Below are 17796 nucleotides of genomic sequence, written 5' to 3' on the forward strand. Positions count from 1 at the left end.
GAGGCGCGCCGACCGAGTGTGGCTCGGGTGTGGGGGTGCTCACGAACCGCTCGGGTGTCCGATCCGGAGTGTGGGACATGGCAGCATTGAGTCGATCGAAGACACACGTTGGCGGAGAGCGCGAGGACTGATGAGCGGGTTGGACAACATGAATTCAGGCACCACCGGGTCGGCGGAATACAGCGCTCGGCGAGTTTTGCCCGACGCACCGTTGCTTGCCGCGGCGACCGGACGCACTCCGAGCCGACGGCCGGTGTGGTTCATGCGCCAGGCCGGGCGTTCGCTGCCGGAGTACCGCGAGATCCGCGCGGGGATCGGCATGTTGGAATCATGTTTCGATCCGGCGCTGGTCTGTGAGATCACGATGCAGCCGGTGCGCCGTCACGACGTGGACGCGGCAATCCTGTTCTCGGACATCGTTGTTCCGCTCAAAGCCGCGGGAATCGATCTCGACATCGTTGCCGGTGTCGGACCGGTGGTTGCCAATCCGGTTCGCTCCGTCGCCGACGTCGCAGCACTGCCGCGTCTGGTCCCCGAAGAGGTAGGCGCAATCGCGCAGGCCGTTCGGCTTCTCACCACCGAGTTGGGCTCGACTCCGCTGATCGGTTTTGCCGGAGCGCCGTTCACGTTGGCGTCGTATCTGGTCGAGGGCGGTCCGAGCCGGAACCACGAGAAGACCAAAGCGCTCATGCACTCCGACCCGAAGACCTGGCACGCGTTGCTCGGAAGCTTGGCAGACACCACGATCTGCTTCCTGCAAGCGCAGCTCAAGGCAGGTGTCGACGCGGTCCAGTTGTTCGACTCGTGGGCCGGCGCACTTTCGCTGGCCGACTACCGGGAATTTGTTCTCCCGCATTCCGAGCGCGTATTCGCCGAGGTTGCCGCTGCCGGCGTTCCGCGCATCCACTTCGGTGTCGGAACCGGTGAACTCCTCGGCGCGATGGGGGAGGCCGGCGCCGACGTCGTGGGTGTCGACTGGCGGATCCCGCTCGACGTCGCGGCAGGTCGTGTCGGTCCGGGCAAGGCACTGCAGGGCAACCTCGATCCCGCGGTCCTGTTCGCCGGACCCGAGGTGATCGATCGCGAAGTACGACGGATCGCCGCCGAAGGGGATCGCGCGATTGAAGCCGGTGCCATCGGCCACATCTTCAATCTCGGCCACGGAGTTCTTCCCGACACCGATCCCACGGCGATCACCGCGGCGGTGGAGCTGGTGCACTCGCTGTGACGACCACTCGGCCGTCGGTCGCGGTGATCGGAGGCGGAATCTCCGGTCTGGTTGCCGCGTACCGGCTTCGGCGCAGTCTGGGTTCCGATGCCGACATCACGGTCGTCGACGACTCACCGCGACTGGGCGGGAAGCTGCGAACAGTTGATCTGGGCGGCGGACCGATCGACATCGGTGCCGAGGCGTTCATCGCCCGTCGACCCGAGGTTCCCGCGCTTCTCGCCGAGCTGGGATTGACCGATCAGATCGTCTATCCCGCGGGGTTGAGCCCGTTGATCTGGTCTCAGGGATCACTGAATCGGTTGCCCACCGGAACCCTGATGGGAATTCCGGCGTCGGCGGAGTCGGTGCGAGATCTTGTCGACGAGCAGACTCTGGCGCGCATAGCGGCCGAGCCGGCTTTCCCGTTCGAGTGGACCCGCGGTTCCGATTGCAGTGTTGCCGAACTGGTTTCGCAGCGATTCGGTGATCAGGTGGTCAGCCGGTCGGTGGATCCGCTTCTGGGCGGGGTGTACTCGGGGCTGGCGGAGACCATCGGCGTCCGCGCAGCATTACCGACACTCGCTGCGGCGCTCGATGCCGGGGCTCAAAGCCTCACGGATGCAGTCGCGGCTGCGTTGCCGACCCCTGCACCCGGACCGGTGTTCGGAGCGCTCAGGGACGGTTACGGCGTCCTGCTCGATGCGCTACGGGAGGCCGCCGACGCGACTTTCGTCCGCGGAGAGGCCTCGGGGTTACGCCGGGACGGGACGGGTTGGAACGTCGATCCGCTCGGCAGCGTCGACGCGGTCATTCTGGCGGTCCCGGCGCCGCGTGCAGCGACGCTGTTGGCCGGAGTTGATCCGAAGATCGCGAGGATCACTGCGCGGATCGAACTGGCGTCGTCCGCGGTGGTGGCGCTCCGGCTGTCCAGGCAGGTCGATCTTCCGCAGAATTCGGGGATTCTTGTTGCCACCGACGCCGACCTGACCGCCAAGGCGTTCACGTTGTCGAGTCGAAAATGGACACACCTCGCTGATCGCGGCGAGCATCTCGTTCGGGTGTCGTTCGGCCGATTCGGTGCATCGGAGATCGTCGACCGGCCGGATGGGGAACTGATCGAACTCGCGCGGGCCGATCTCGGGGTCGTGACCGGAATCACCGAGGAGCCGGGAGCAAGCTTCGTCCAGCGGTGGCACGGCGGTCTTCCCCAGTACGCCCCAGGTCACACGGAAATCGTGGCTGAAATCGAGTCCGAGATGACACAGTTCGACGGTCTCGAAGTGGCCGGGTCATGGCTGCACGGCGTCGGGGTTCCGGCGTGTGTCGCAGTCGGCACGACGGCGGCTACACGGATATTCGAGCGAGTGGCACGATAGACCCATGGCACGCCTTGATTTCGACAAACTGAACTCTGAAATCCGTTACCTCATGTTCTCCGTGTTCCAGGTGGAACCCGGTGTGCTGGGCGATGATCGGGAAGCTGCGGTCAAGGACGCCCGCTTGTTCTTCGAGGGTCTCGAAGACAAGGGCGTCGTGGTTCGCGGCATCTACGACGTCGCCGGCTTGCGCGCCGACGCGGACTTCATGATCTGGACCCACGCGGCCAGCATCGAGGAGCTGCAGGCCGCGTACGCGGATTTCCGTCGCACCACGGTCCTCGGACAGGCGAGTGCCCCGATCTGGAGCAACTCGGCGGTGCACCGCCCCGCGGAGTTCAACAAGAGCCACGTGCCCTCCTTCATCGCGGGTGAGGATCCGGGCGACTACATCTGCGTCTACCCGTTCGTCCGCTCGTACGAGTGGTACCTGCTCCCCGACGAGGAGCGTCGCAAGATGCTCGCCGATCACGGTATGGCTGCTCGTTCGTACAAGGACGTTCGCGCCAACACGGTCCCGTCTTTCGCTCTGGGGGACTACGAGTGGATTCTTGCGTTCGAAGCGCCGGAGCTCATCCGTATCGTCGATCTGATGCGTGATCTGCGTGCCACCGAAGCTCGCTTGCACGTTCGCGAAGAGGTGCCGTTCTTCACCGGGCCGCGCGTGGACATCGAGAAGCTGGTCCTTTCCCTTCCCTGACCTACTTCGAAAGTAGTCTCCGTGACAACTGCACCGAACCGGCGTCGTCAACACATGTCCCATTGGGGAATGTTCACCGCCGAGTCGGTCGCCGGCGAGGTGACCGCAGTACATCCGTACGAGGGTGATTCAAATCCTTCGCCGATGCTCGGGAACCTCGCCGGTTCGGTGCGCAGTCGAGCTCGCGTTGCGGGCCCGGCGGTGCGCCGAGGTTGGCTCGAGAACGGGCCGGGTCCCAGCGACCAACGTGGAGCCGACGAATTCGTCTCGGTCTCCTGGGACGAGCTGACAGAACTGCTCTCGCGCGAGTTGCGTCGTGTGGTCGACACACATGGAAACAACGCGATCTTCGGTGGCTCGTACGGTTGGGCCAGCGCCGGTCGATTCCATCACGCGCAGAGCCAAGTTCACCGATTTCTGAATCAGCTGGGCGGATACACCAAGTCGGTCCACAGCTACTCGCTCGGCGCCACCGGCGTCATCATGCCGCGTGTGGTCGGAACGCACTGGAAGTTGTTCGCGCGCTCCACGTCGTGGGACGTCATCGCGGAGCATTCCGATCTCCTCGTCTCGTTCGGGGGAGTGCCGATCAAGAACACCGGCGTCAATGCCGGTGGTACGAGCGATCATCCGACGCTCGGGGCGCTCAACGCATTTCGGGCCCGCGGCGGAAAGATCGTCTCGTTCAGTCCGTTGCGTGACGACGTCGATGGCGACTGCGAGTGGATCGCACCCGTTCCGGGCACCGACGTGGCGATCATGCTCGCACTGGCATTTGTTCTGGCGTCGGAGAACCTTCACGATCGCGAATTCCTGAACCGCTTCTGCGTCGGCTACGAACGCTTCGAGGACTATCTGCTCGGACGGACGGACGGAGTCCCGAAGGATCCCCGCTGGGCGCAGGAGATCTCCGGAGTTTCTGCCGAGTTCATCACCGACCTAGCTCGGAGAATGGCGTCGGGCCGGACGCTGGTGACCGTCACGTGGTCGTTGCAACGCATCAAACATGGTGAGCAGGCCCCGTGGATGGGCGTGACACTTGCAGCGATGCTCGGCCAGTTCGGGCTCCCGGGTGGCGGTTTCGGGCACGGCTACGGTTCGATGAACGAGCCCGGTCTGGCCCCGGTCCCGTATCCGTTGCCGACATTTTCCCAAGGTCTGAATCCGGTGTCGGATTTCATACCGGTAGCCGCGATTTCCGATCTGCTGCTCTCGCCCGGGGAGGAGTTCGACTACGACGGCCGACGCCTGATCTATCCCGACATCCGGTTGGTCTACTGGGCCGGTGGCAATCCCTTCCATCACCATCAGGATCTCCCGCGGCTGCGACGCGCGTTTGCACGGCCGGACACGATCGTCGTTCACGATCCGTACTGGACGCCGATGGCTCGCAGCGCCGACATCGTTGTCCCGTCGACCACCTCGCTCGAACGAAATGACCTGAGCTGCACTCGAAACGACCCGCTTCTGGTCGCGATGCAGCAGGTCGTTCCACCTTTCGAGAACTCGCGTGACGATTACGACACGTTTGCCGATCTGGCTTCTGCGCTCGGATTCGGGAAACAGTTCACCGAGGGGCGATCCTCGCAGGAGTGGATCGAGCATCTGTACGGTCAATGGCGGCCGTTTGTCGATGCAGACGGCGGCAACACACCGACGTTCGAGGATTTCTGGGCAGACGGGCACTACCGGATGCGAACCGAAGACAACCTCGTGCTCTTCGGCGACTTCCGTGAGGATCCCGAGAAGTATCCGCTCTCGACTCCCAGTGGGAAGATCGAGATCTTCTCCGAGACCATCGAGTCCTTCGGCTACGACGACTGCGCCGGCCATCCACGCTGGTACGAGCCCGACGAGTGGTTGGGTGGCCCGCGTGCCTCGCAGTTCCCGCTTCACCTGATCGCCAACCAGCCCAAGTCGCGGCTGCACAGCCAACTCGATCACGGCGCTGCGAGCCAGGCGTCGAAGATTCAGGGACGCGAGCCGATTCGTATGCACCCCGATGCAGCGGCAGCGCGCGGCGTGTCGGGTGGTGACGTGGTGCGCGTGTTCAACGATCGCGGGGCGTGCCTTGCTGGTGTGATCGTCGATTCGGATTTGCGGAGCGATGTCGTCCAGCTGTCCACCGGTGCGTGGTACGACCCGCTCGATCCTGCCGATCCCGACGCCATGTGTGTGCACGGAAATCCCAACGTTCTGACACCGGACATCGGTACGTCCTCGCTCTCGCACGGCTGCACCGGCCAGCACGTTCTGGTGCAGATCGAGAAATTCGACGGGGCCCTGCCGCCGGTCAAGGCGTTCGATCCGCCGGTGCTTCGTTCGCGCTGACGGAACCGATCGGCCACCTCTCGCGTCGAACCTCGTGAGCGCCTGAATCAGGTGTCACGATCTATCGAAGGTGGGGGCCATCGTGAGTGCAGCGGATGTTGGTTCGATGCGGGGGCAAGTCGAAGTTCTTCGGGCCCAGATCGATTCGATGCAGGACGTTCTGTTGGAGCGAACGCGATCGCTGGCGGACTTGCAGGAGAGGATCGCTCGATCCAGGGCGAGCGCGCGTTCGAGTGACGGCTGCGTGGAAATCGTCGTGGACGCTTCGGGGGCAATTGTGGGAGTTACCCTCTCTGGGAGTTCTTACGGCAAGCATTCGCCGGCAGCGTTGGGGAATCTGATCCTGGCTACGGCCACCTCTGCGGCAGAAGACATGCGCCGACAGGTTGCCGAGATGACGAAGCCGTTCACGGATGCGGCCAGAATCGACTTGCCGGACCTGGTCCCGGGTGTGCTCGGATTGCGCGAGATTCTCGAGCCTCGCCCGAGTTCCACACCGGTCACCGGCGACGAACACTGGGACCGCACCGTTCTGAGGAGCTCCGGCAATGTCTGAACTGGGTGTGGACGTGGCCGCGATGAAGAGTGCTGCACCAGCCTTCGCAGTGGTCGCTGCCGATCTCGACGAGGCTCGGAGCGCTCTCGACGCAGTGGTCGCCGCCGAAGAGGGTTGCTGGGGAGGTGACCAGTTCGGAACCACATTCTCGGGCGCATATCTTCCCGGTTCGGCGTCAGCGGTTGGTGGGATGTCGCTGGTCGCGGGCGCGATGCGCGAATTGACCGCCACGCTGATCGAGATCGCCGATCGTTTCGAATCGATCGACTCCTCGCTCGCCGACGACATGGCGGGTGGGCTCTGATGGGACTCGAGATTCCGGGCTGGTTACAGGCGGTTGCGTCGGTCGCGGTAGGCAGCGACTGGCCGCAAGGAGACGAAACGGCACTGTGGCGATTAGGTGATGCCTGGTCAGGTGCGGCTGATCAAATCGAGGCTTCGGCTGCTGCCGGTGGTTACGGATTGCAGGCCGTACTGGCATCGATCGACGGTCAAGCCGGCGACTCGTTGTCTCGGTATTGGTCGGAGGCCGGCGGAGTTGCGGAGGTCTTCGAGCGGTTGTCCTCTGCTGCAGCCGAACTGGGCCAGTCGTGCACCGATACAGGCACGGACATCGAGTACACCAAACTGTCGATCCTCGCGGCGCTGAGCGCACTGGCGCTCGAGATTGCCGCCATGGTGGCGGCCGCTGTCCCGACGTTGGGTGTCAGTACCGCCGGGGTCGTGGCGGCTGAGGTGGCAACAACCCTCACGGTCCGGATGTTGTTGCAGCAATTGTTGATACGAGTGATCGAGGCTGCGGCAGTGGAAGCTGCGGCAGCCGTCTTCTCCGGTCTCGCCATTCAACTGGGCCAGATGTCGATGGATCACCGCCAGTCGATCGACGGTGGCAAGGTCGTGACCGAAGGGCGCGACGGCTTCATCAAGGGGCTCGCGAACGCAGGATTGAAGACGACGCCGGATCGTGTCGGGCCGGACCCGAACCCGCTTCCGACCGGTTCGAGGTTGCAGGAGATCGCGCGAGGCGCCTTCGACGACGCGGTCTCGGGAGCGTCCGCTGCGATCGTGACGAAGGAGGTCACGGGCGGCGACGCCTCACTGACGGACATCACTTCCGGCGCGATCGGGGGTGGGATCGGTTCCGTCAAAGACGGTCTTGTCGCTCGCAACGAGGACCTGAATGCGGCCGGTCTGAGCCCGACTGCGCTGAACTGGGACTTCTGAGTGAGCGCGCGCGACGCCTTGGTCATCGCGACGGTTGTCATCGGTGCCTGCGTCGGTTCAGCGGTCCTGCTCTTGTTGTACTCACACGGCGTGCTTCTGAGTGTGGTGAACATCGTCGGCGCGGTTTTGGTGCTCGGATCGATCGGACTCTTGATTCTCGTCCTCGGTGCAAAGGGAAAAGAGGGTTAGAGCTATCGAGGTCTGACCTGGTCCGTCCACACGCGGCCGTCGAACCAGCGAACGAAACGTGGGTCCATCGCGTCGGGATACCAACCCTGCACGATTTGTTCGGCGGCCGGTGTAGTCCTCGCGCTCGACGAACGCACCAAGACCAGGACCAACGCCACTATTCCGACGGCGACCACGATGAACACGAAGAATACGATTAGCCAGTGCATCGGCTGCATAGCTCCCATGGGCTCAGTATCGCGCCAACTCACCGATTCGTTGCATGTCGAGTGGCACAACACGACTCACGGGAGCTTTCGACCTGGCTACTGAGCGGGCTTGAGAACCAGCGAGATCGAGTTGATGCAGTATCGCTGATCGGTCGGCGTCGGGTATCCCTCACCCTCGAATACGTGGCCCAGGTGGCTGTGGCACTTCTTGCAGATGACCTCGACGCGGCGCATCCCGAGTGAGCTGTCTTCCTTCAGGATCACGGCATCCGAATCCGCCGGATCGAAGAAGGACGGCCACCCGCAGTGTGATTCGAACTTCTCGGTGCTGCGGAACAGTTCGGCTCCGCACGCCCGGCAGGAGTAAACACCTTCCGTCGTGGTGTCGGTGTACTCGCCGACGAAGGGGCGTTCGGTGCCGGCTTGGCGCAGAACCGCGAACTCCTCCGGACTCAGCTTTTCACGCCACTCGCTCTCGGTGTACGTGACCTCAGGTGTGCTGTCGATGCCATCGTGTGAAGAACTCATGCCTCCACGCTAATGCTTTGTCACCGTTTCGGCTTCGCCGGCAGGTGAGACGGCTGGGAGCGGGGGATCGAGGAGGTAGGCGGGATCGATTCCGCGATCCAAGCGGCCTTCGCGACGCGCGACCAGATACCGGTAGCCGAGGACACAGAAGATCACGATCAGCAGAAGGCTCCAGCCGAGGGTGCTCTTGGTGTATTCGGCGGCCCGGCCGAAGGTCGGCCAGCGGTTCGACCACCAGCTGTCGAAAGTCATGAAGCCGTAGACGGCGAGCCAGGCCGGCCAGTTCCGCATGACCGAGTTCTTGAGCACCACGGACATCAGGAGCGGGAGCAGCATCATCGAGTAGTACATCTGGCCGAGTGAGGGCAGCAGGAACGATGCGGTCATGATCACACCGGTTGCGGTGGTGAGGAAGAAGAGTTCGTCGTTGCGGTAGTAGCGGTACAGAAGCCACAGAGAGACGGCGACCATGGCGGCCAACACGACGCGCAGCAGCAGGATCAACCATTCAGGCAGACCGAAGTAGGCGCCGTTTCCGACAATCGAACTGTTGAAGTAGTCACGCGATTCGAGAAGGTACGGCACGGTGCGGCGGACGAAGTCCATCGGATCCGACGCCAGTGGCCACGCCACGACGGTGAGAATGAACGGGATGCCCAGGGCGGTGACGAACACCTTCCACTGGCCGCGAACGAGTGGCAGCAGGAGCAGCGGCGCGAGAGTGGGTTTCACTGCGATGGTGAGTCCGATCGCGGCGCCGGCCCACAGATCCTTCTTGCGCATCAGCAGCAGGAGGAAAGCAATTTCGCCGAGCAGCACGAGCCCGTTGATGTTGGTGAACACCAATGTGTTGGTGACCGTCTCCGACATGAAAGCGCCGAGCACGAGAATCGGCGCGGCAATGGAACTGATCGTCAGGTCGAACAGGCGCAAGAGCAGGTAGAGGGCCACGAGGACGGCGACGGCATTGACACCGATGAACAGCCACCGCGAACGCTCGGGATCGAGGATGGCCAGGGGCGCCATCAACAACGAACCCGATGGTGGGTACAGGTAATGGGGGTCTACCGAGTTGAAATCTGCGGTGTAGACGTCACGCCCGTTCCAGAACGCCAGCGCGGCGTTGTAGACCGGTCGGAAGTCATCGGTGATGGCGCCGTTGACTGCTGTGACGATGACACGATTGAGCACTGTCATCACGGCGATCGGCCACAAAACGAAGTTGACGACTTGTTGGGTTGTCCGCCCGGTACGCGGCTCGAGCTGTCGAAGGAACACTTCGGCACGGTACACCGGAGCAGGGTGTGATCGGGGGATGCACCCCTTTTCGGTCGTGGTGGACAAGCGCCCGAGTCAGGCCGGGCACACGCTTCCGTTGCTGGGCAGGGAAGCGTCGCTGAGGTAGAGGCGCATCGCCTGTTGAGCGCACGTGGATTGCGCCGCAGGATGACCCGCACCCTGCCAGTCCAGGGTTGCGAAGCGCGACCCTGCATTGGTCACGACGCCGGTAACGGTCGAGAGTCCGGAGTTCCCGACGGCCGGGTCGCCCTGACCGCTCAGCACGAGGACTGGGGGCTTCACCTGGTTGGGCAGGGGAGAGTTGGCGGTCGACGGCCAGCTGGCGCATGCGAGCAAACCGAGCGCGGCTTCTCGACCGAATACCGGATAGTTGGTGCCCCACGTGTCCGCCAGTTCGCGGACACGCCCGATCCCCGGCCACTGCATACCGTCGGTGCACCGTCCGATGAACTGACCGTCGCCGTCCACCTCGTTCTCCGCCCGGGCGGCGCGCTCTCGAATCGGCGAAGCATTTCCGGTACCGAGCGCGGTCAGAGCGTCGGCGAGTGAGCGGGTCTCTTGCTCACGATTGGTTCCGGCGGTCCACAGACTCGCCGAAATCGCATTCGACACTGCTGCGGCGGACAGTGGTTGGAATTCGTCGGCCCGAGCGCGTTCCATCAAGTCGGTGACCGCTTTTTTCGGATCCGGTCCGAGCGAGCACCCCAGCGCCACGCATCGCTGAGCGAACGCGGTCAATGCCGCTTCCTCGCCCTGCACGCGGCTCTCGGCTTCGGTGGCAGCGTCAGTGGCCACAGGAGCGGGAGAATCGAGGATCAATCTCGCGAGGTTGTTCGGGTGGGCTGCCGCATAGCTCAGCGCGATGTCCGAGCCGGACCCTGCCGACCACAGAGCGATGGTCTCGACGCCCCACCGTGTGCGCAAGGCGTCGATGTCCTCGGCTGCGGAGTCGGCGCCGAACTTCAGTTCTTGGGGGTCGAGGTAGTCCGTGCAGGCAATGGTTGCGTCGTGACCGAGGGCCGCGACCGCATCGGCGGCGTCACCGGTGGTGTCCGAGTCGAATTGGCCCAGATCGTGAAGTCCGCGCCGAATCTCCGGCGTCATGCAGTCGATTGCGGTGGACCTGTCGATTCCGCGGCGATCGAGGGCAACCACGGGATGTTCGGCGAGAACCGTGGTCAAGCCGGATGCGGCGAGCATGGCGAGCGAGTTTCCCGACGAACGATCGGTGCCGGACGTGAATACGATCGGGTATGCGTCGGCAGGCGTCGACGACGTACGAGCGCGGGTCAACCCGGCCGTGAAGTTGCCGTCGATGGCGCCGGTCACATCGATGGGGGCACTGAATTCTGCGCATTCGAGGATGACTCCGGCGCTCGACGCTGCGAGAGCCTGGTCGGCGAGTGACGTGCCGGTGCAGTCTCGCCACGGTAGGTCGTCGGTCGGGACGCCAGGGACAGCCGGCGGCGCATCGGGCGACGGGCCCTCGCTCTGCGCAGGGCTGCCGTCGGTGCGGCCTTCGACTGCCACGGCGGGCCGAAGCGACGGTCCGGCGCCGCACGCACAACACGTCGCGAGGACGACGGCCATCAAAGCAACTCTGCGCATGCCGACCAGAGTGCCAGGTTCACCGACGTGGCTGCTGACGAACCCATCGAGTGAGGATCGTGCCGTCCGAATCGCCGAGAATGTGCGCGGGACGCATGGCTGTGGGCATTGCGTTGGGGGAGAGTGAGATTCGGCCGACTTTGCTGCCCACCAGTTGAGGCGACGTGGTGATGCAGAGTTCGTCGACGGCATTGTCCTCGATCAACTGCCCGAAAAGTGACGGTCCGCCCTCGCACAGCACGCGACGGAGCTTGCGAACCGACAAGGCCCTGTCGATGTCGCCGCTGCTGACGTTCGGCGAGTCCGTCACCTCCACCTGCGCTCCGGCAGATCTCAGCGCCGAAACTGCCGCGGAGTCCGCGTCGCGACCGACAACAAGGATCGGTGGAACTTCGGTATCGCGAAGGAGTCGGCTTTCGGGGTCGATCGACGCGTGCGCCGAGACGACCAGGATCGGTGGCACCGGAGCAAGGCCGCCGGCCGTGCGTCGGGCCCGGGCTGCGTCCGAGATCTGCACACCGCCGTAGTTCTCGGCTCGCGCTGTGCCTGCGCCGACCACGACGACGTCACAGAGTTCGCGCAGGATCCCGAATACCGACTTGTCTGCAGGTGTGCCCAGTCCGCCGCTCACTCCGTCGACGGAGACACACCCGTCGATGCTGGAAACGAAGTTCACACGTATCCAGGGTTGCGAGAGATTCTCCGGATAGGCGTACAGGCTGCGGAGTTCGTCTTCGTGGCCTGGTGTGAAGTAGGTCGCAATATCCATACGGTGCACATGAGAGATCACATCACGTAGATACCCTTGACGGATGCATGAACGTCTTGTCGATCGCAGCCCGGTGGTACCCGCCGATCAACTGGTAGCTCAAATGGTGCCTCCCGCAATGTTCGACGAGGTGAGTTTTGCGTCCTACATTCCTGATCCGAAGGAACCGAGCCAGGCAGCTGCCGTTGCCAAGGCCGAGGAATTCTCCAAGCGCGTCACCAAGATCCGTAGTGGTGGACGCCGTGGATTGTTCGGCAAGAAGACCCAGGCGACCGGCGCCGGCCTGTACCTCGACGGTGGATTCGGTGTCGGTAAGACGCACTTGCTGGCATCGATCTTCCACAGCGTTCCGTCGCCGAAGGCGTTCGGAACCTTCGTCGAGCTGACACACGTCGTCGGCGCTCTCGGCTTCAACAAGGCAGTCGAAGCGCTCGCCGACCACAGCGTTCTCTGCATCGACGAATTCGAGCTCGACGATCCGGGCGACACCATGCTCGTCTCCCGCCTCCTCTCGGAGCTTTCCGCGCGCGGCGTGTCCATCGTCGCGACGTCGAACACGCTTCCCGGCCAGCTCGGTGAGGGTCGCTTCGCCGCGCAGGACTTCCTGCGCGAGATCAAGAAGCTCGGCTCGATCTTCGAGACGATTCGCGTCGACGGCCCCGATTACCGTCACCGTGACCTTCCGCCCGCGCCGGAGCCCATCTCGTCGGAGGAATTGGTTTCTCGGGCCGACGCCATCGACGGTGCCACGCTCGACAACTTCGACGAGCTGTGCAAGCACCTCAGCACCCTGCACCCGTCGCGGTACAACAAGCTGGTCGAGGGCGTGAAGGCCGTCTTCATCGACGGCGTCCACCCCGCAACGGATCAGTCGGTTGCACTGCGCATCGTGGTTCTCGCCGACCGCTTGTACGACGCGAGTATCCCGGTCACCGTCTCCGGCGCACGCCTCGACGAGATCTTCACTCCCGAGATGCTCGCCGGTGGGTACAAGAAGAAGTACCTGCGCGCGACCTCGCGTCTGCTCGCACTTTCTCGTTTCGAGGTCGCGGCCGGCTGATCGGCACGCCCGTCAGCTGACGGGGCGCTCCATCACGAAATCGTGGTGGAGTTGTGCGCCCACGAGGAAAGTCTTCGTGCCGACCTGGGTGAAACCGTGCTTGGCGTAGAACTTCTGGGCACGCAGATTCTCCTGATTGACACCAAGCCAGATCCCGGCACTTCCGCTGCGTCGTGCGTGGTCGACGACGGCGTCCATCAAGGATGCTGCCGCGCCGGTCCCGTGGTTACCCGGAAGCACGTACAACTTGCTCAGTTCTGTCGTCGGGCGAAGAGTCACAGCAGCTTTGACGTCCGGGTCGGAGGGCTCGTCGTCGACAAGCATCGCGTAGCCGACGATCGAACCGTCGCGAATGACCTTGAGAACGGTTCGCGTCGGATCGGTCAGGTACTCGGAGAACTTGTCGACGGAGAGAACGTTGTCGATGAAGGCGCTGATGTCGTCGTCCGACGCGTCCGGCGGACACGCCAATGGAAATGTCACCGCTGCCACGTCGGCGATTGCTTCGGAATCCCAGATTCCGGCCCGGTCAACGGTGATCGTCACGTCAGCTTCTACCTCTCGCGCACACAATTCGGTCGATCAAGTACACCACTTTCCAGGGGCGCACTGCTCAAGCGGCGTTCTCGGTGACCGGACTCGTGGCTCGTTTCGGCGCGAACGCGGGAGCAAGAACTATCAAGATCGCGCAGAACGCCAGCGGAATCAGGAACCCGATCCGAAGGTCACTGAAGGCAGCGACTGCGCCGACGATGCCACCACCGACCACGGTGCCGACGTAGTTGAAGAGGTTGATGCGTGCGATCACCGCGTCGACCTGATCCGGGGGCGCCATCCGGCCGGCGGCGCTGAAGCAGATCGGAGCGATCACCGGTACCCCGAGCCCGACGATGAGGAAACCGGCGATGGCAACGGCGGGAGATTGCGCGAGCACAACGACTGTCATACCGACTACGCCGATGAGAGAGCCGATCCGCACGACGGTGGTCTCACCGAACTTCCCGACCCAGTAGTCGCCGGTCAGTCGTGCGATCAGTGCGGCGATTTGGTACGCCGCCACGGACAGGGCAGCGGTCCCGGCGTCGGCGAGCAGTTCGTCCTTGACATAGAGAGTCGACCAGTTTCCGACGCTGAAGTCGACCGCGTAGAACAAAGCCATCGCGACGCCGAGGAGGATGAAGGCGCGGGTAGGGACGGTGAACTTCGCGGTGCTCGTGATGTTGGCATCGGCAACCGGAGACTCGGACCGATCCAGCAGTTGCGGGCCGAAGGCCAGAAGCATCAGTCCGACAACAACTCCCGCGATCACCTGCGTCACGCGGATCGAAACATCGAGACCTGCGGTTGCCGAGATGAAGAGAGCGCCGACAATCGCTCCGACGCTCCAGGAAGCATGGAACGAGGAGAGGATGAACCGGCCCTTGGCGTGTTGGATCGAGACCGCCTGCATGTTGGCGGCCGCGTCGACCATGCCGAGTCCGATGCCGTAGATCGCCAGGAAGACGAAGAACATGGCCGCGTTGGGCGCAATACCCGTTGCCCCGCCGAAGACTGCGATGACGGCGAGTCCGGTTCGCAGAGTCATCTTGCTCGACGTCCGTACCGCCAGCATCTCGGCGAGCACGCTGCCGAGGCCGGCGATGACGGACACAGTGACAACCGCAACTACCACCAGCGTCTCGCTCAGCTCGAACAAGTCCTTGTACTGCGGAAGCTGCGTCAGAATGGCGGCGAGCAGAAATCCTTGAAGTCCGAAGGCCACAGAAGTGGCGATCCGGGCCCTCGTCAGGGTGCGGGTGTTATCCGTCATCAAGCAGGGCCTTTGTCTCGTTCGTTCGGTTGGGCCGAACGGTACTGGATCTTGATACTGGTCGAGTGTCCAACAAAGCTGCGTGTTTTGCACGGTTCTTTGATTAACTGACCGACATGACTCGGCAGCCGACACCAGAATTTCCGTCTTCCTTCGTCTGGGGAACCGCTACTGCGGCCTATCAAATCGAAGGAGCTGTGGCCGAAGACGGTCGCGGACCGTCGATCTGGGACGAGTTCTGTGACCGTCCCGGTGTAGTCGTCGGGGGCGACACCGGGACGGTCGCTGCCGATCATTATCACCGCTGGGAATCGGACATCGAACTGATGACACAGCTCGGGCTCGACGCCTATCGGCTCTCGCTGTCCTGGTCGCGAATACTCCCCACCGGATCGGGGACCGTGAATGCGAAAGGGCTCGACTTCTACGACCGACTGATCGATCGACTGTGTTCGGTCGGAATTACCCCCGCTGTCACGCTCTTCCACTGGGATCTGCCCCTCGCCTTGCAGGAGCAGGGCGGCTGGATGAACCGCGACACCTCGTATCGACTGGGGGAGTACGCGCAGGTCGTCGGTGAGCGACTGTCGGATCGCGTCGGAATGTGGATGCCGCTCAACGAACCGGTAGTGCACACGCTCTACGGCCATGCCCTGGGAGTTCATGCCCCGGGACTGGCCTTGGGGTTCGAGGCATTCCAGGCCGCGCATCACCAACTGCTCGGGCACGGCCTCGCTGTCGAAGCGCTTCGGTCAACCGGGTGCACGAACATCGGAATCGCCTCCAATCATGCTCCGGTGCGGGCAGCTTCGGATTCCCCGGAAGACGTGATGGCTGCCGACATCTACGACCACGTTGTCAATTGGATGTTCGCCGACCCGGTCTTGGTCGGAAAGTACCCCGCAGACGAATTTGCACAGCTGCTCAGCGGCCCTGTCGACGAGGACTTGAAAATCATCGGGGCGCCGCTCGACTGGTACGGGATCAATTACTACGAGCCGACGATGATTGCCGCCCCAGTGGAAGGCCAGGGGACCGAGGGCGTGCTCGAGGTCGACCTACCGCCAGGTCTGCCCTTTGCTCCTGTCGCGATAACCGGTTATCCCACAACCGATTTCGGGTGGCCGATCGTTCCGGAAGGACTAGGCGAGATCTTGCGGACGTTCCACGCGCGTTTCGGTGACGCACTGCCGCCGATCTACATCACGGAAAGCGGATGTTCATTCCACGACTCGCCGGATGCCGCGGGGATCGTCGAGGACGAAGCACGAATCGATTATCACGATGCGCACCTTCGCGCCCTCCGGTCGGTCATCGACGACGGCGTCGACGTCCGCGGTTATTTTGTGTGGTCACTTCTCGACAACTTCGAATGGGCCGCGGGATACAAGGAGCGATTCGGCTTGGTACACGTCGATTTCGACACTCAGAAGCGCACACCGAAGACCTCGTTCGAGTGGTACCGCGCGTTGATCGCCGACCACAAGGCGGCTCAGGTCTGACCTGTGTGGAAGCGGTCTGACTCTGGAGCGGAAGCGGTCTGGGTTGCTTTATGGAACCAGGCCGCCTAGCCTCTTCTCTCATGAAGCGAATTCTCGTAGTAAGCCGCCGTAGCGGGGTCTGAATCGGACCGACCCCTCGCTGCGGGTCGTCTTGCTACCAGTTGGTCCTCCACTTCATTCAGGAAGACCACGATCATGACTCACAACTTCGCCTTCGCTTCTGATTCCTCTTCTACGGCTGCTGATCCTTTCGCGGCGCGCCACGGAAAATCTCTGCCTGCCGGCCTGCGTGCCGAATGCTCGGCGATGTCCTGGACCGAGTTCGAGTCCACGTACGCGGCAATGAGCGGCCCGATCCGTCTGGGCGCGTGGTCATCCGAAAAGATTGCACCGGGTCGGTGGACCTTCGAAGCGACTCTCGGTCTGGGGGAGCGCATCCAGAAAGCGTCCGCCACCTCGACCGGCGCGATCTCGGCTATGACCTCGATGCTGCACGACGCGGGAATCTCGCTCGAGATCCTGTCTTTCCACCAGCACCAGATCGGTCACCGCACCGCGACGTTCATCTTCACCGAGTGCGACGGACGTCGGAGCTGGGCGATGGGTATTGCGGAGTCGTCCACGGAGTCCTCGTTGCGCGCGATGACCTCGGCAGCGAACCGCTTCTCTCACTGATCAGCTCCATCACCCTGATCAGCTACATCAAACGCAGTACTGACGCGGATTCCCCAGGGGGCTTGCGTCAGCACTGCGGTTGATGTGTTCGGCGCTCGAACGCAAAAAGCCGGAACCCTGAGGTTCCGGCTTCTTGCATTCTCAAATGGTGCGCGATACTGGGATTGAACCAGTGACCTCTTCCGTGTCAGGGAAGCGCTCTCCCGCTGAGCTAATCGCGCGGGTTCTGGAGAAAAATGGAGCGGACGACGGGATTCGAACCCGCGACCCCAACCTTGGCAAGGTTGTGCGCTACCAGCTGCGCCACGTCCGCATGAGCAATGAACTCCGTTACCGGAACTCAGTACTTTTCTAACTTATCAGACCTGCAAGCAGGCCTTGACCATCAGGCCCGAAGGCCTGACGTGGTGCGCGATACTGGGATTGAACCAGTGACCTCTTCCGTGTCAGGGAAGCGCTCTCCCGCTGAGCTAATCGCGCGAGGTGGAGACGGGAATCGAACCCGTGTGCACGGCTTTGCAGGCCGTTGCCTCACCACTCGGCCACTCCACCGTAAAAGGTTGAGTCACACCTCTCGAGCGGACGACGGGATTCGAACCCGCGACCCCAACCTTGGCAAGGTTGTGCGCTACCAGCTGCGCCACGTCCGCATCGCACCGTGTTGCTTGGGGAGCTGCTCGCTCTCCTCGGTGCGTTGGAAACATTAGCCGACCGTGTCGGATACACACAAATCACCAGCTCAGTGGCGTG

General features: G+C 63.1%; 18 protein-coding genes and 5 tRNA genes. 11 read left to right on the top strand and 12 right to left on the bottom strand.

From position 1 onward, the window contains the following. Positions 1 to 130: 130 nt before the first annotated feature. The 8 genes from hemE (at position 131) to ACFT1A_RS03470 (ending at position 7586) form a co-directional block, all read left to right on the top strand. A complete protein-coding gene (gene hemE, locus ACFT1A_RS03435; RefSeq protein ID WP_378445842.1) occupies positions 131 to 1228 on the top strand; it encodes a uroporphyrinogen decarboxylase in 1098 nt (365 codons plus the stop codon). Continuing rightward, complete coding sequence (locus ACFT1A_RS03440; RefSeq protein ID WP_378445843.1) at positions 1225 to 2586, top strand: protoporphyrinogen oxidase; 1362 nt, start codon at positions 1225 to 1227, stop codon at positions 2584 to 2586. Before hemE ends, ACFT1A_RS03440 begins: the two co-directional genes overlap by 4 nt. A 4-nt stretch (positions 2587 to 2590) precedes the next feature. Beyond that, positions 2591 to 3286, top strand: a complete 696-nt coding sequence (gene hemQ / locus ACFT1A_RS03445; protein WP_378445844.1) for a hydrogen peroxide-dependent heme synthase — start codon at positions 2591 to 2593, stop codon at positions 3284 to 3286. A gap of 54 nt (positions 3287 to 3340) precedes the next feature. Further along, on the top strand, positions 3341 to 5617 hold the full coding sequence (locus ACFT1A_RS03450; protein ID WP_378446113.1) for a molybdopterin guanine dinucleotide-containing S/N-oxide reductase: 2277 nt from the start codon (positions 3341 to 3343) through the stop codon (positions 5615 to 5617). Positions 5618 to 5699: 82 nt separating this feature from the next. Beyond that, complete coding sequence (locus tag ACFT1A_RS03455) at positions 5700 to 6173, top strand: YbaB/EbfC family nucleoid-associated protein (protein WP_378445845.1); 474 nt, start codon at positions 5700 to 5702, stop codon at positions 6171 to 6173. After that, on the top strand, positions 6166 to 6477 hold the full coding sequence (locus tag ACFT1A_RS03460) for a hypothetical protein (protein WP_378445846.1): 312 nt from the start codon (positions 6166 to 6168) through the stop codon (positions 6475 to 6477). The genes ACFT1A_RS03455 and ACFT1A_RS03460 overlap by 8 nt, the downstream gene beginning before the upstream one ends. Then, the gene (locus ACFT1A_RS03465; protein ID WP_378445847.1) at positions 6477 to 7397 is read left to right on the top strand and encodes a hypothetical protein; all 921 of its coding nucleotides are present in this window, start codon (positions 6477 to 6479) and stop codon (positions 7395 to 7397) included. The genes ACFT1A_RS03460 and ACFT1A_RS03465 overlap by 1 nt, the downstream gene beginning before the upstream one ends. Continuing rightward, positions 7398 to 7586, top strand: coding sequence for a hypothetical protein (locus ACFT1A_RS03470; RefSeq protein ID WP_378445848.1), 189 nt, complete (start codon positions 7398 to 7400; stop codon positions 7584 to 7586). A 2-nt stretch (positions 7587 to 7588) separates the two neighbouring features. Here ACFT1A_RS03470 and ACFT1A_RS03475 read toward each other — a convergent pair whose 3' ends face one another. From ACFT1A_RS03475 to ACFT1A_RS03495, 5 genes are all read right to left on the bottom strand, one after another. Then, positions 7589 to 7795, bottom strand: coding sequence for a DUF2510 domain-containing protein (locus tag ACFT1A_RS03475; RefSeq protein ID WP_378445849.1), 207 nt, complete (start codon positions 7793 to 7795; stop codon positions 7589 to 7591). Between the two features lie 96 nt (positions 7796 to 7891). After that, a complete protein-coding gene (msrB, locus tag ACFT1A_RS03480) occupies positions 7892 to 8323 on the bottom strand; it encodes a peptide-methionine (R)-S-oxide reductase MsrB (RefSeq protein WP_283304535.1) in 432 nt (143 codons plus the stop codon). A 9-nt stretch (positions 8324 to 8332) separates the two neighbouring features. Beyond that, entirely contained in the window at positions 8333 to 9616 is a 1284-nt protein-coding gene (locus tag ACFT1A_RS03485; protein ID WP_378445850.1) for a glycosyltransferase family 87 protein, read from the bottom strand. A 60-nt stretch (positions 9617 to 9676) separates the two neighbouring features. Then, on the bottom strand, positions 9677 to 11230 hold the full coding sequence (locus tag ACFT1A_RS03490) for an alpha/beta fold hydrolase (RefSeq protein WP_378445851.1): 1554 nt from the start codon (positions 11228 to 11230) through the stop codon (positions 9677 to 9679). 19 nt (positions 11231 to 11249) lie between these two features. Continuing rightward, positions 11250 to 11999: a pyrimidine reductase family protein gene (locus ACFT1A_RS03495; protein WP_378445852.1), complete on the bottom strand. Its 750-nt coding sequence runs from the start codon at positions 11997 to 11999 to the stop codon at positions 11250 to 11252. A 43-nt stretch (positions 12000 to 12042) separates the two neighbouring features. Here ACFT1A_RS03495 and zapE point away from each other — a divergent pair, with 43 nt between their 5' ends. Continuing rightward, a complete protein-coding gene (gene zapE, locus ACFT1A_RS03500) occupies positions 12043 to 13059 on the top strand; it encodes a cell division protein ZapE (RefSeq protein ID WP_003942629.1) in 1017 nt (338 codons plus the stop codon). Positions 13060 to 13071: 12 nt separating this feature from the next. Here the strand turns inward: zapE and ACFT1A_RS03505 are convergent, their stop codons facing one another. Continuing rightward, entirely contained in the window at positions 13072 to 13605 is a 534-nt protein-coding gene (locus ACFT1A_RS03505; protein WP_007732909.1) for an N-acetyltransferase, read from the bottom strand. Between the two features lie 67 nt (positions 13606 to 13672). Beyond that, the gene (locus tag ACFT1A_RS03510; RefSeq protein ID WP_378445853.1) at positions 13673 to 14869 is read right to left on the bottom strand and encodes an MFS transporter; all 1197 of its coding nucleotides are present in this window, start codon (positions 14867 to 14869) and stop codon (positions 13673 to 13675) included. A 116-nt stretch (positions 14870 to 14985) separates the two neighbouring features. On the opposite strand from ACFT1A_RS03510, the gene ACFT1A_RS03515 reads away from it, so the two are divergent. Next, complete coding sequence (locus ACFT1A_RS03515) at positions 14986 to 16371, top strand: GH1 family beta-glucosidase (protein ID WP_378445854.1); 1386 nt, start codon at positions 14986 to 14988, stop codon at positions 16369 to 16371. A 195-nt stretch (positions 16372 to 16566) separates the two neighbouring features. Then, positions 16567 to 17046, top strand: a complete 480-nt coding sequence (locus tag ACFT1A_RS03520) for an alpha-isopropylmalate synthase regulatory domain-containing protein (protein WP_378445855.1) — start codon at positions 16567 to 16569, stop codon at positions 17044 to 17046. A gap of 146 nt (positions 17047 to 17192) precedes the next feature. Here the strand turns inward: ACFT1A_RS03520 and ACFT1A_RS03525 are convergent. The 5 genes from ACFT1A_RS03525 to ACFT1A_RS03545 all read right to left on the bottom strand — a co-directional run bounded on the left by ACFT1A_RS03525 (position 17193) and on the right by ACFT1A_RS03545 (position 17696). Then, a tRNA-Val gene (locus tag ACFT1A_RS03525) sits at positions 17193 to 17267 on the bottom strand. Between the two features lie 16 nt (positions 17268 to 17283). Continuing rightward, positions 17284 to 17359, bottom strand: a tRNA-Gly gene (locus ACFT1A_RS03530). Between the two features lie 92 nt (positions 17360 to 17451). Continuing rightward, positions 17452 to 17526 (bottom strand) — tRNA-Val (locus ACFT1A_RS03535). Between the two features lies 1 nt (position 17527). After that, positions 17528 to 17598 (bottom strand) — tRNA-Cys (locus ACFT1A_RS03540). Positions 17599 to 17623: 25 nt separating this feature from the next. Next, positions 17624 to 17696: transfer RNA gene (locus tag ACFT1A_RS03545), tRNA-Gly, on the bottom strand. Between the last annotated feature and the right edge of the window lie 100 nt (positions 17697 to 17796).

The sequence above is a fragment of the Rhodococcus sp. NPDC057135 genome (genome assembly GCF_042670865.1).
Taxonomy (GTDB): Bacteria; Actinomycetota; Actinomycetes; order Mycobacteriales; family Mycobacteriaceae; genus Rhodococcus_F.